The organism is Gillisia marina, from assembly GCF_000258765.1.
In the GTDB taxonomy this organism is placed as follows: domain Bacteria; phylum Bacteroidota; class Bacteroidia; order Flavobacteriales; family Flavobacteriaceae; genus Gillisia; species Gillisia marina.
In genome coordinates, this window is record NZ_AJLT01000012.1 from 39,054 (window position 1) to 52,534 (window position 13,481).

Annotated in this window: 11 protein-coding genes; 1 reads left to right on the forward strand and 10 read right to left on the reverse strand. The window is 31.8% G+C overall.

Going from position 1 to position 13,481, the window contains the following annotated elements; translation table 11 throughout:
• Nucleotides 1-60: 60 nt before the first annotated feature.
• Nucleotides 61-804, forward strand: coding sequence for a tyrosine-protein phosphatase (locus tag ON07_RS03635; protein WP_010228291.1), 744 nt, complete (start codon nt 61-63; stop codon nt 802-804).
• A 6-nt stretch (nt 805-810) separates the two neighbouring features.
• Here ON07_RS03635 and ON07_RS03640 read toward each other — a convergent pair whose 3' ends face one another.
• The 10 genes from ON07_RS03640 to ON07_RS03685 all read right to left on the reverse strand — a co-directional run bounded on the left by ON07_RS03640 (nt 811) and on the right by ON07_RS03685 (nt 13,313).
• Nucleotides 811-3,210 (reverse strand): GumC family protein, encoded by a 2,400-nt coding sequence (locus ON07_RS03640; protein WP_010228292.1) that lies wholly within the window; start codon nt 3,208-3,210, stop codon nt 811-813.
• A 5-nt stretch (nt 3,211-3,215) separates the two neighbouring features.
• Nucleotides 3,216-3,977 (reverse strand): polysaccharide biosynthesis/export family protein, encoded by a 762-nt coding sequence (locus ON07_RS03645; protein ID WP_010228293.1) that lies wholly within the window; start codon nt 3,975-3,977, stop codon nt 3,216-3,218.
• A 260-nt stretch (nt 3,978-4,237) separates the two neighbouring features.
• The gene (locus tag ON07_RS03650; protein WP_010228294.1) at nt 4,238-6,043 is read right to left on the reverse strand and encodes a polysaccharide biosynthesis protein; all 1,806 of its coding nucleotides are present in this window, start codon (nt 6,041-6,043) and stop codon (nt 4,238-4,240) included.
• Between the two features lie 17 nt (nt 6,044-6,060).
• The gene (locus tag ON07_RS03655) at nt 6,061-7,218 is read right to left on the reverse strand and encodes a DegT/DnrJ/EryC1/StrS family aminotransferase (RefSeq protein WP_029331421.1); all 1,158 of its coding nucleotides are present in this window, start codon (nt 7,216-7,218) and stop codon (nt 6,061-6,063) included.
• 5 nt (nt 7,219-7,223) lie between these two features.
• On the reverse strand, nt 7,224-7,823 hold the full coding sequence (locus ON07_RS03660; protein WP_010228296.1) for an acetyltransferase: 600 nt from the start codon (nt 7,821-7,823) through the stop codon (nt 7,224-7,226).
• 2 nt (nt 7,824-7,825) lie between these two features.
• Nucleotides 7,826-8,431 (reverse strand): sugar transferase, encoded by a 606-nt coding sequence (locus ON07_RS03665; protein WP_029331423.1) that lies wholly within the window; start codon nt 8,429-8,431, stop codon nt 7,826-7,828.
• A 118-nt stretch (nt 8,432-8,549) separates the two neighbouring features.
• A complete protein-coding gene (locus ON07_RS03670) occupies nt 8,550-9,707 on the reverse strand; it encodes a glycosyltransferase family 4 protein (RefSeq protein ID WP_010228298.1) in 1,158 nt (385 codons plus the stop codon).
• 220 nt (nt 9,708-9,927) lie between these two features.
• Entirely contained in the window at nt 9,928-10,962 is a 1,035-nt protein-coding gene (locus ON07_RS03675; protein ID WP_010228299.1) for a hypothetical protein, read from the reverse strand.
• A gap of 348 nt (nt 10,963-11,310) precedes the next feature.
• On the reverse strand, nt 11,311-12,372 hold the full coding sequence (locus ON07_RS03680) for a polysaccharide deacetylase family protein (protein WP_010228301.1): 1,062 nt from the start codon (nt 12,370-12,372) through the stop codon (nt 11,311-11,313).
• A 101-nt stretch (nt 12,373-12,473) separates the two neighbouring features.
• Nucleotides 12,474-13,313: a hypothetical protein gene (locus ON07_RS03685; protein ID WP_010228302.1), complete on the reverse strand. Its 840-nt coding sequence runs from the start codon at nt 13,311-13,313 to the stop codon at nt 12,474-12,476.
• Nucleotides 13,314-13,481 lie beyond the last annotated feature (168 nt).

Genomic DNA, 13,481 nt, shown 5'->3' on the forward strand with positions numbered 1-13,481 from the left:
TGCTCAGCATCTTATTTTAGTGATAAAAATATGTAATTTTATGCGATATAATTAAACTTTATGATTTCCATTTTCAGAAAAAAAGAATTCCTAGTAGACCATTTGCAAGGAATTACAGATATACACAACCATATTTTACCTGGGATTGATGATGGGGCACAAAATATAGAAGACTCTATTAGTTTACTTGAGAAATTTAGTGATATAGGAATTAGTAAATTTATTGCGACACCACATATAATGAACGACTATTATCCTAACACTCCAAAAACAATAAATAATGCTCTAGCGCTTTTAAATAAGGGAATTAGCGAAAATGAAAAATTAAAAAATACTGAAATACATTTTGCTGCAGAATATATGATGGATCAAAATTTTTTAGATCTAATGAAAACCGAGAAGCTTTTACCATTGAAAGATAATATGGTTCTTGTTGAAATGTCCTATTTCCAGGCCCCTATTAATTTGAATGAGATTTTATTTAAGCTTCAAACCAACGGATATAAACCAGTTTTAGCCCATCCTGAGAGATATGCATTTTATCATGCTAAAGATTTATCTAAATATGAAGATTTGAAAAATAGAGGTTGTTTATTCCAATTAAATACGTTATCACTCACTCCCCATTATGGAAGCAATATGCAAAAATTCGCATATAGACTATTGGAAAACGGTATGATCGACTTTATTGGCAGCGATGCGCATAGAATTCAACATATAGAAAAATTACAAGCCATAAAGTTGGAAAAAAAACATCTAAATAAAATAGATAAAGTACTTACTAAAACGAGAGATGAGTTTTAGCAGTAATTATTTATTTAAAACTTTTTTCTTAATTCTTTTCCATCTAGTCTCCTCATCTGTACCATATCCATATCCATACCCATAATTGTAACCATATTTGGAACCGTAAGAAAATTTTGAATAGTCAACATCATTTAAAATGATTGCTAATCCTTTAAGCTTTCCTTGCTGCTTCAATTCTTTAGGAAATTCTAACAATTTCTTTTCAGTATAACCAGCTCTAGTTATATAAAGTGTCGTATCTGCTAAAGGACTAATAAGTAGCGTATCTGTAACAATCATAGTAGGAGCAGTATCTACGATTACGAAATCATAAATTCTTGACAAATCTTCCAGTAGAATTCCCATACGATCACTCATAAATAATTCAGCAGGGTTTGGAGGAATTGAACCGGATAAGATTAAATCGACTTTAACCTTCTTATCTAAGGAGTCATTAATTATATTATTTGTTACTAAATCGTAATTATATAGGAAATCAGATAGACCTTTGCTCTCCATAGGTAAATCGATATATCTGTGCAATTTGGGATTTCTAATATCTGCCCCTATAATAACCACTTTCTTATTACTAGTAGATAATGTACGAGCTAAATTATAAGAAATAAACGTTTTACCCTCTCCCTTAATAGTTGATGTTACATAAATTATTTCACCTCTATTATCAGCTTTAGGTTTTAACAAGTACGCCAAGTTGGTTCTTAAAATCCTAAAAGATTCTGCAAGAGGCGATCTGTCATTTAATTGTATAATCTCCTCTTGATTCTCGCCGATTTTTGGGATTTCTCCCAGAAAGGGAATGTTCTTAGTTAGTGGTGCAAGATCACCTTTATGATGAACCTTGGTATCTAAAATAAATTTAATTAAAAGGATAATTATCGGTAAAATAAGTCCCACTAAAAAACCTCCAACCAGAATCAATCCTGGAGCTGGGTCTACAGGATCTGATATTGTATACGCAGGATCTATAACTTTTGCAACAGGAGAGGTCACAGCAAATGCTATGGCAGCTTCTTCTCTTCGCTGCAAAAGAAATAAATAAAGTTGTTCTTTAATTTGTTGTTGTCTTTCAATGCCTCGCATTCCTTTTTCCATTCCTGGAAAAGAATTAAACTTACTGTCCGATTGTCTACCTAAAGATTCCAATTCACTTTTCTGAATTTTCAAAGAATTTTGATAGCTACTTATATTTTCAAAAAGACTGGTTCTCAAACCATCAATCTGATCTGTCAAATTTTTAACCACAGGATTTTCTGGAGTAGAAGAAACCAATAATTTATTTCGTTCAAGAATCAGTGTATTAAAAGTGGAAATCAAACCTGAAATCCCACCGTCTTGAATACCCAAATTAATAGGTAATAGCTCATAGTTACTCGTAGAATTAAGCTTGTCCTTTATGGAATTAACAATAAGAAGTTGTGTTTCTATACTAAAAATCTCCTGATCTGCCTGGCTGGATTTCGAAATATATTCCTGAGCACCGGAATATACATCCATAATCTGATTATCACGTTTAAAACTGGCCATTCCTCCTTCTACAGAATCCAATTCACTTGTAATTAATTCTAATCTATTCTGGATAAACTCAGTAGTACTTCCTGCGACTCGACTCTTATCTGCAACCCCATCCCTATTAAATTGAAACATTAGATTATTCAAAAAATCTCTTGATCGGTTGCTTTCTTCTTGGATAACCGATAAAGATAATATGTCTACAGCATTTCCTTTTGGTCCAATCGACAGACTTTGTATATATTTTTCAGCAACATTAACAACTGGTCTAATCTGTATATGAATATTCTTAGTATTTTTAAATTTTATACCACCATAAGAATCTCTGGGAAGAATTGAAAATTTTAAATTTTTATATTCTATTATCTCTCCTAGCGTATACTCTTTAGAAAATAAATCATTGTTAGTTAAAAGTTGAAACTTAGAATCTGATATTGGATTTACGTAAAAATCCTCAGATAGATTATTAATAATAGAATCAGGCGTGACAAATTTTATTACTACAGCACTAGATTTATATGCTTCAGTTGTAATGACATTTCCTTCCACAAAATAAAGAATATTATGGTCCAGTTCATCCACAACTTTCTCTACTAATCTTTTAGATTTAAGAGTTACAATTTGATTATCTAAGGTATTTTGGCCAAAGGTTAAAATCGAACCACCGCCAGAAGGAATGGCACTCGCCATACTATTATCGCTTTCCTTTAGAATCATCATGGAAGCGTCTGAGCGATACTGAGGGATAGTATATCGATTATATAAGTATGCAATTAAGCCGCCTATTAAAAATCCAAACAATAACCATTTCCAATAGCCCAGGTATTTAAATAGCTCAGCTTTTAAATCAAAATTGGATTCTTTGTCTTCGGATAAATATTCTAATTCTTCCATTTGTTCTATCTAGTAAAAAGAATAACTAAGCTAACGGCTGTTGTAAATAAAGAAATTAGGCCTGTGTAACTCGTTATGAATCCGGCTGTTTTAATTTGTCTATAAGTTGGTTCCACATAAACAATATCATTTTGCTTTAAATAGTAAAAAGGGTTTTTAAAAACTTCAGAACTTGTAATATCCACTCTACCAACTGATATTACACCATCAATTTCTCTAATTACCACTATATTTTCTCTTTTCCCGGTATATTTAATATCACCCACAGTTGCTATTAGTTCAGGAAAACTAATTTGTTCATTCGCAACTTGCACTACTCCAGGGCTTCCCACTTCTCCAAGTACGGTAATTCTAAAGTTTAAGAGTCTAACAGAAACAACAGCATCTTTAACATATACTTTTATTTTTTTTGTAAGAAAAGATTCTAATTCAGATCTGGATTTATTGATAACGTTAATTTGGCCTAATACCGGAAATTGAATATCTCCATTAACATCCACAAGATAACCTCTTAGAGCTGCATTCTGTTGACCACCAACACTACCTTGCTGATTACTTTGCACTTTGTTAAAAGGAGCTGCTACTAATTCATCTAAGGACGTTACATCGATTTGTAAGATATCATTTACCTCTATCACAGGCTCAAATTTCATAAGGCTTTGGAGATTTTCTATATCTTCAGGTTCCTGAAAATAAACAATTTCTTTTTTGGTGGAGCAGCTTGCAAGCACAAACAAGGATACTAAAATTAAAAACTTATTTTTCATTAAAATTGGGTCAGGATGCAAATATAAAAGGTTAAGCTTAAAAAATGAGAAGAACTATCAAAATTAAGTTGTTTTATTGATTAACTCTGCACTCTTCTTTTCTATAGACAACTTATCGAGGCTTTGGTATGAGGAATTATTACTTATAAATTCTGGAATTAATTCTTTCAATTTTGCAACAACTTTGTCGTTTTTCAGCTTGGCCGCAGATTTTATAATTTTTTTCTACCTTGTCATTGATAGATACATAATCTTGAACTTTATCTATTCCTATCATTATTTTTTTTATGATGGGTTGGCAGCGTCTTACATTCATCATTTAATAGTTCTTCATAAAGCTTTTCACCAGGACGAAGTCCGGTAATTTTCACCTTAATATTTTTATTCGGGGTATACCCAGCTAGTTTAATCATTTTAATAGCGAGATCCATAATTTTTACAGGTTCGCCCATATCAAAAATAAAAATCTCTCCACCTTTCCCCATCGTTCCAGCTTCCAATACCAATTGGCAAGCTTCAGGAATTGTCATGAAATAGCGGATAATATCTGGATGGGTAATTGTTACAGGTCCACCTTTTTCTATCTGTTTTCTAAATAACGGAACCACAGAACCATTAGAACCTAAAACATTCCCAAATCTGGTAGTTATAAACTTAGTTTCCTTTTTATCAAATTTAGCCTGATTATGATAAAGCGATTGGACATACATTTCTGCCGCCCTTTTTGAAGCTCCCATCACATTACTTGGATTCACAGCTTTGTCTGTAGAAACCATTACAAAATGGCCCACGTCATATTTGACTGCTAAGTCTGCTAGATTTTTTGTTCCGCGAATATTTACTGAAATGGCCTCATGAGGATTTGCCTCCATCAAAGGAACATGCTTATAGGCTGCAGCATGATAAACCACATCTATACTATGGTTTTGAAACATCAACTCTAATCTTTTTTGATTTCCTACATCACAAATTATAAATCTACATTTTAATTCAGGATATTTAGCTTCTACTTCTAATTGAAGATTATGTAAAGGTGTTTCTGCCTGATCTAAAATAATTAACTTCTTAGGACTATATTGTGCAACTTGTCTTACAATTTCACTTCCTATAGACCCGGCACCACCAGTTACTAATATTGTTTTTCCGGTGAGCTGTGCAGTTTTGTTTTCTCTATCTAATACGATTGGTTCTCTATCTAACAGGTCCTCGATTTGCAAAGTCTTAACTTTCTGAGATATCGGTTTATCATCATCTTCCCAACTAGAAACGAGAGGTGCATTAAAAACTTGAATGTCATTCTCCAAACAATCCTCTACAATTGCAAATTTTTCTTCAGATGTGAAATTTTGCTCAGTAAGAATAACAGCCGATGCATTTAAATTTTTAAGTTGATTATGAATAGTTGTTCTATATTTTACAACAGGTTTATCAAGAATTCTAATACTATTATTATGTTTAGTTTTTGTAAGAAAACCAACGATTTTAAATCTCCTTGGATGCTCAATATTTAAAGCTCCTGCAATAGAAATTGCATTTTCATCTGCCCCCAAAATAACTGCCCTTTTTATGGTATCTCCTCTAAGAACAATCTTATAAAACTCATAAACTTGTTTAACACCTAAACGAAATAAAAAGAGTAAAGAAAATGAGATCCATAAATTGATCAATAACCCACCTATTAAAAAAATCTTTTCTCCAATTACAAAAAATGTAATGTAATTAATTACCATTAAGGTCAAAAAGGAGGAAGCTGTTGCCAATATTAGCTTTAAGGCATCGATATTAGAAGAATACCTAATAATCCCAGCATACGTTTTGAAAACAAAGAAGAAAAAGATATTTGTTAGGACAACAATTATCGCTTTTAGAGGGAAATCTAAAAGCGTATAGTAGTTTGGTGTAAGATCTACAATTATTAAAATTGTAAGCAATGATGATATTGAAACTAGAAATATATCAATAAGAAATACTGCCCATCTAGGGAGATACTTTAAGTTTCTTAAATTTAAAGCACTATCTGTAGAGGCTAAACTTAATTTTAATGCTGAAAGTAACCGTTCACCCATTTATAAAATATTTTAATCTATGCTTTAAAAAATTCGTTTATACCAAGCTCTAATCTCTTTCTGTCCTCTTCGGTTAAATTAGATCCTGAAGGTAAACACAAACCAGTTTCAAATAATTCTTCTGCTATTCCATTTCCATAATAAGGCATTTTTTCAAAAACTGGTTGTAAATGCATTGGTTTCCAAAGTGGTCTACACTCTATATTAAGACCCTCCATAAATAATCTAAAGTCTTCTCTGTTTTTACCTGTAATTTTTTCATTTACAGATATTATTGTTAACCAATTATTACAAAAGTAGTCACTATTTGGTTCCGAAAAGACAGTCACTCCATCTATTGTTGAAAATGTATCCTGATAAAACTCATTCATTTTTCGTCTTAATCCAACATGCTCATCTAAAACTTGCATTTGGCCTCTCCCTATACCTGCTGAAATATTACTTAATCTATAATTATATCCAATTTCAGTATGCTGATAATGTGGCGCATCATCTCTTGCTTGAGTTGCTAAAAATATAGCTTTTTGTTTAATTGACTTCTTATTAGCAATTAATGCACCTCCACCTGAGGTAGTTATAATCTTATTTCCATTAAAAGAGAGTATCCCAATTTCCCCAAAAGTACCACATTTTTTTCCTTTGTAGGAACTTCCCAATGCCTCTGCACTATCTTCTATGATTGGAATTTCAAATTTATCGGCAACTTGTTTTACTTCATCAATCTTATAAGGCATCCCGTACAAATGGACAGCAATTATAGCTTTCGGCTTTTTACCATTAGCCATTCTATCTACAATTGCATTTTCCAACTGAACCGGACATAAATTCAGAGTATCTCTTTCACTATCAATAAATACCGGGGTAGCGCCCAAGTACATGATAGGGTTTGCCGAAGCAGCGAATGTCATACTTTGACATATAACTTCATCGCCCTGCTCTACACCCAACAAAATCAAAGCTAAATGTAGTGCTGCCGTACCTGAACTTAATGCCGCAACATGAATTGAGGATTCTTCATCTTTTCCATTGGTTAAATAACTTTCTATATCCAACTCAAATCCTGTAACGTTGGGACCTAATGGTGCTATCCAATTAGCTTCAAAGGCTTCATTCACAAATTTTTGTTCAGTCCCACCCATATGTGGTGAGGAGAGCCATATTTTGCCCTGTTCCATATATTTTAATTTAAATACTTTATTATTTTCCCTGGATTTCCTACTACTACCGCAAAATCTGGAATATCACGTATTATTACAGCCCCAGCTCCAACCGTTACCCATTTACCAATTTTTATACCAGGAATAATCACTGCTCCAATTCCAATGTGAGTTCCTTCATTAATTTTTACATTTCCTGCAATAGCTGCATTTGGAGAGATATGAACATAATTCCCTAGTATACAGTCATGATCTATTGTAGAAGCAGTATTAATTATACAATGCTCACCTATTTCGGCAGAAGCATTCACACAGGCATTAGGCATGACACAGTGCCTTTTTTTTATTGTCGCATTTGGTGATATTATAGCCGACTTGTGGATTATTGCATTCGAGATATTACCCGTAAATGACTCCGCAACTTTCTTTCGAATCTTATTATTTCCAATAGCAATAATAGTGTCAGAATCTAATAAGCAGCTATTTAATGTATGAACTACAGACCTATCATTTAATGATTCAATATTTTTATTATCATCAAAAATTTGATCAATTGAAATATTTATTGATTCAGCAATATCAATAATAACTTTTCCATGACCACTGGCTCCGTAAATATTCATAATTAATTATGTCCGTTAAAGGGTTCTGTAGTAGCCATATTTTCTGCGTTAATTCCTTCAGAAACTAAAACCTTTTGAACCGTCTTAAAAAGAATTTCCATATCTAATAAAAAGGATACGTTTTGAACGTACCAAACATCATATTCAAATTTCTGAGTCCAACTAATAGCATTTCTACCATTTACTTGCGCCCAACCCGTTATGCCGGGTTTTAATTCATGCCTTTTATATTGATGTGGTGTATATATAGGCAAATATTGTGGCAAAAGAGGTCTGGGGCCAATAATGCTCATATCGCCAATTAGAACATTCCATAATTGCGGAATCTCATCTAAAGATGTTTTTCTAATAAATTTGCCGATGCTTGTCAATCTTTGTGAATCTGGAAGTAAATTACCAATAGAATCCTTTTCATCTGTCATCGTTTTAAATTTCACGATATTGAAAATTTTACCCTTTTTACCAGGTCTTTTCTGAACAAAAAAAGGATTTCCTTTATTCGCCAAAAGTAAGAGAATCGAAGCTATTAATAATAACGGACTTAAAATTAGAAGTGCCACTAATGAAATAATAAAATCAAAAAAAGGCTTGATAAATACTATATAAATCTTCAATAAGTCTGTTTTAAATTATAAGTTTATGCACCTTATGCTTTCAAAATTTCAGGTGATAATTACGGGCAAAAGTACAAAATTCTTTAAAGCAAAAATTTTATTTTTATTTGCTTTATGTATGCAAGTTCTCCAGATTTTTATATTCAGCTAAAAGGAGATTCCAAAAATGCTCTCTTTCATAACTAGCAGCAATTTGGTATCTCGCATTACTTTTTAGCTCCTCTAAAAAGATACGATCTTTATAAAATAGGCTCATCGCATTATACAAACTTACACTATCCTTCACCGGGATAATAATACCATTTTCCTTATGCTTAATTATTTCGTTACAACCATTAATATTAGTTACTATTGAAGGTAAATTCATTGCGCCAGCCTGCATTACTACATTAGGAAAACCTTCTCTATAACTAGGAAATGTAAGCACATCTGAAATTGCCAAATATGGACGTACATCTTCTTGGTATCCAACTGATATGATATTGTTGTGCGATTTTATAATCTCCAAATTTGAATCGTCTATTGGATCCAGATCATTTTCAAACGGACCAACTAGCAATAATTTCACATCGGAATTAACTTCATGTAACTTTTTAAATGCTGTAATTAATTCATTAATTCCTTTTTCTGAAACAATCCTTCCAATAAAAATAAAAACAAGGTCATTCTTATTTATATTAAGTTTTTTTCTAAGTAAGTCTTTATCAGTTTCCAAATACAACTTAGGATCGAAATAATTAGTATCAATTCCATTTGAGCTTCCTTTTCCCAAAATCCTAAGCCTTTTATCTTTTGCGAATTTTTGATCAAGAATGATCTTTTTTAATTCAAAAGAATTAGGGTAGATCTTCGTAGCTAAGCTATAAGTCATCTTTTCCACAAAATTTAAAATTTTCCTTTTAAATCCTGAAGTTTCAAGCAGAGGCAATCCAGCAACGGTATGAAGCCTAATAGGAATACCTGCAAGTTTTGCCGCAAACATACCCACAATTCCTGCTTTGGGCGTGTGGGTGTGGACAATTAGAGGTTTTTCATTTTTAAAATACTTATAAAGTTTATATACCGCTTTTAAATCTTCAACGGGCGTAATTTTTCGCGTCATCTCAACCCAAAAGGTTTTTACATTATTTTCTCTTCCATATTTATCAAGACGCTCCTTTTCAGCAGCGATTGCAGTTACTTCGTAATGAGAGTTCATAAAAGAAAGTTGCCCTTCTAGAAGTTTTTCTAATGAAAGAGGAATCGTTGTAATGCGTATGAGTTTTTTCAAATGAAATGAGATTAATTATAAAAATTAACAGCGAGATGACAAATATATATTAACCACTTAAAATCAATTCGATTATTAACATTAAATATGCATGCTTCGATTGCTTTAAGATTCTTATAAGTTAATTGAAATTCCTTTTAATAATTACTGCTATCTCTAAGCTACATTCAGTAATTTCTTAGAATCCATACCGATTATCTTACCAGATTTTAATTGCTTTTCATGAGCTAGATAATAATAGATTACAAAAAAAAATAAAATACATAATCATTGATTTCTGGCGAATAATAATCCCAAGATTAGACATTACAAAAGTCATTGCGAAAGAAGTAATCAGAAATAAAGCTAAACTCATTTTCACGTTCATTGGAGCAAGTTTGATGAATTTAAAAAAGTCCAATTTCACGATTTTAAGAAATAATAGTATGTAAATTAGATTTTCCATAGAAACTATAACGCCTAAGATTCCGGGAGCATCAAAGAATAATGGTCTAAACCAGAAACTAAAGATTTTTTCTGGTAAAGAATAACCTGCCATATTCAATCCTGAGCCAGATTCACTAAGAGCATCTGCCCTATTTGAGGTAAACTTAAGAAAATCAAAGATTAGATCATTAGAATTTTCTAAATTCACTACAGAAAGTATTGAGTTTTGAAGTAAAAACAAGCTTAATAGAAATATCCCTAATGCAATACCTTTATGTTTCCATGTAAACCTCCCTAAACCGGTCAAGAAGCCCAGGAGAAATCCTATTGATAAAATTAGAAAAATATGAGGACGAATATAAAAAACCAAGAGTGAACCAACTAATAAGGTAATAACTCTCTCTTTGGGTTTTGAAATTGCATAACCAAATAGCATTAATCCCAAGAAAATTAGCGCCCCTTTTCCCAAAGAAGCAGTCCAGAAATGCATATTAGGAAGAAAGAGAATAAGTGTGAGTAAATCCACTTTTTTAAAAACCTTTACATCCAAGGGAATGTTTTCCTTAAAAAATAAGTAGGCATAAACAAAACCCATAAATCCTACCCAGGTATAGAGAAGCATCATCATCTCGTAACTAAAACCAAAATAATTAATAAAAGGATAAGATACGAAATCTATAAAAGTGGTTTCGGTCCCTAAATAGTCGAGCCAGCCTTTGTTTCTATTTTGAGGAACACTATAATATCTTATCGAATCTGATGGATTAAAAAGTGCATAAATATAATAGATCACACCAAAGACCAAATGATAAAGTGATAGTAGATTCATTAATTTTTTCTTAAAGAAAAAATGTCTTAATTGTAATTTGGAAAAGATGTGCTGATTAACAAAAAACAAAATCAACAGGAGTAAGATAACCTTTGATATATTGATAAAATGCAACGTAAGTACTTCCATGCTTATGATATTGTATAAGCATCTCACCATACAATTATAAGACCGATTGGATATAAATTTCTACAACACTTAAGGAATGCTGATAACAAACTATTCACCAGCATCTTGGGTTGTTTTCTATTTAAAATTACTTAACACACCTCATGGAACTTGATTAAAAAACCACAAAAAAAGTGTAGAAATATTACATAATAAGCAGCTAAGGATTGCTGCAATATTTTAAACTAAAGAGTTAAGTTCACTCATGGTTAAAGAGCCAAAATCATATTTATTTTGGCATTTTTTATAATGCTCAAGTAATTTCCTTAAATCGGATATATTTTCTTCAGGATTATTTCCAAAATTATGTGGATGCCACCATAAATGATAAATTTCATTATTTTTAGCGGCATGTGTCATTTCAGATATAATCCTATTTAATTTTAAATTATTAAGAATCTTATGCTTGGAATAAGGTCGCAACAACCTACTTGCTTTTTGAGACAGCGGTATTCCATCTATTTTATTTAATTCCTTAACCCTATAAGATTTGTTGTTGGAGCCAAAGTATGCATCACCAGTACGAAAAAGTCTATTCTTAAGCGAAGTGCTTTGCGTATCCTTCCAATACCAGTCTGTCGGATTGGAGCGTACATTCTTTATACCAAATTCATAACAAACTTTTAAATAAGATTCATTGAATTGGTTTCTGGGAAAAACAAGGGATTTAAGTTCAATACCCATAGCTTTTGCCATTGATATTGATTTCTCCAAGTCAGCTTTAAATGATGCCAGAGTTTGTCCGTCCTCTAAGCAATAATAATGTGAATACGTATGAGTACCTATTTCTTGGTTGGCAGTATTATTAATTTGCGAAATAAGATCTTTTGCAAAACATGATTGAGCGGACAACTCAGGTTTTAATGAATCCCCGTATTTATATGCTGAAAGAGAAGAATTAACATAGTCGGGAACTCGACTAGGCTTATTTGCTTCCCATTCCTCAAAGTCCCTATTAAACAACATCCCTACAGTTGCCCATGTACAATGGATATTGTATTCAAGAAATAGCTTTAAAATTTCAGGAATTATCTTTCTTGTATTTTCAAAATAAGTTTTCTTATCGTTATGATCAACCTTATCAAACACACCCCAAATCAATTCAAAATCCAATGATATTACTAAAAAACCATTATTGTTTATTTGTTGATTTGCTGTTTTGTTCATGGTTTGATTCGATAATTCAAGATTCATTGATTTGTTAACTTGTTGACTTGCTAATTCGAGATTTTCACTCTTCACACTTACCTTTTAATTTTTCCCTGCTTCAAATCGCCACAACATTTTCTTTCATCAATTCAATTTCCCCTGTGCGTTTCAACTTCCTAAATCTCATAATCTTATCATATTTTTTCTGAGCTAGATAATAATAGATCACAAAAAAACGCAAAATACATCACCATTGATTTTTGCCTCATAATGATTCCAAGGTTGGACATAATAAAAGTCATCGCAAAGGAAGACAGCAGAAAAACTACCAGACTCATTTTAACAACTACTTCACTTTTAAATAAAAATTTTATGAAATTTATATTTAAAATTTTAAAAAACAGAAAAAGGTATAATAAATTTTCAAACGATATAATTAAACTCAAAAATCCGCCAGAATCAAAAAATAAGGGCCTAAACCAGAAGGTAAAAAGTTTTAACGGAAGGGGATAAGATGAAATGTCTACCCCGGAACCTGATTCGCTTAACCCCTCAGCACGCGTTTCGCTAAAATTTTCGAAATCGCCAATAACATTATCTGAATCCTCTAGGCCTACTACATTTAAGATTTGATCTTGTGCAATCAACAATCCACCGACGAGAATTATATAAACCATTAATTTTTTCCAAAAAGCAATTTTTTCCTTTCCGCTCATATATCCTAATACAATTCCTACAGCAACAAATAAAAAGACATGAGGCCGCACAAAATATATTATCAATAGTGCAAAGATTAATTTATACATTCTTTCTTTAGGCTTATTAATCGCATAAGCAAATAACATCAATCCAAAGAAGATAATAGATCCTTTACCTAAGGATGCAGTCCAAAAATGCATATTTGGTAAAAATAGAATTAAATACAAAAAATCAAAAAACTTAAAAACTTTTATTTTAACAGTGATATTCTCCCTAAAAAAAAGATAGGCATAAATGAATCCCAAAAATCCAAACCAGCCAAACAAAACCATCATCATTTCATAGTTAAAACCTAGAAACCTGACAAAGGGATATGTAATAAACTCTATAAAAGTTGTACCGGCGCCAAAAGATTCAGACCAAACAAAATCACTTTTTAAGGGTCTAAAATAATAACCTTTTGAATCGGAAGGGTTAAAAGATATATATATATAGTATATGAT

Coding starts and splice junctions, on each gene's coding strand:
- ON07_RS03635 (WP_010228291.1), top strand. CDS start 61: ATGATTTCCATTTTCAGAAAAAAAGAATTCCTAGTAGACCATTTGCAA.
- ON07_RS03675 (WP_010228299.1), bottom strand. CDS start 10,962: ATGAATCTACTATCACTTTATCATTTGGTCTTTGGTGTGATCTATTAT.
- ON07_RS03645 (WP_010228293.1), bottom strand. CDS start 3,977: ATGAAAAATAAGTTTTTAATTTTAGTATCCTTGTTTGTGCTTGCAAGC.
- ON07_RS03685 (WP_010228302.1), bottom strand. CDS start 13,313: ATGATGGTTTTGTTTGGCTGGTTTGGATTTTTGGGATTCATTTATGCC.
- ON07_RS03640 (WP_010228292.1), bottom strand. CDS start 3,210: ATGGAAGAATTAGAATATTTATCCGAAGACAAAGAATCCAATTTTGAT.
- ON07_RS03655 (WP_029331421.1), bottom strand. CDS start 7,218: ATGGAACAGGGCAAAATATGGCTCTCCTCACCACATATGGGTGGGACT.
- ON07_RS03660 (WP_010228296.1), bottom strand. CDS start 7,823: ATGAATATTTACGGAGCCAGTGGTCATGGAAAAGTTATTATTGATATT.
- ON07_RS03650 (WP_010228294.1), bottom strand. CDS start 6,043: ATGGGTGAACGGTTACTTTCAGCATTAAAATTAAGTTTAGCCTCTACA.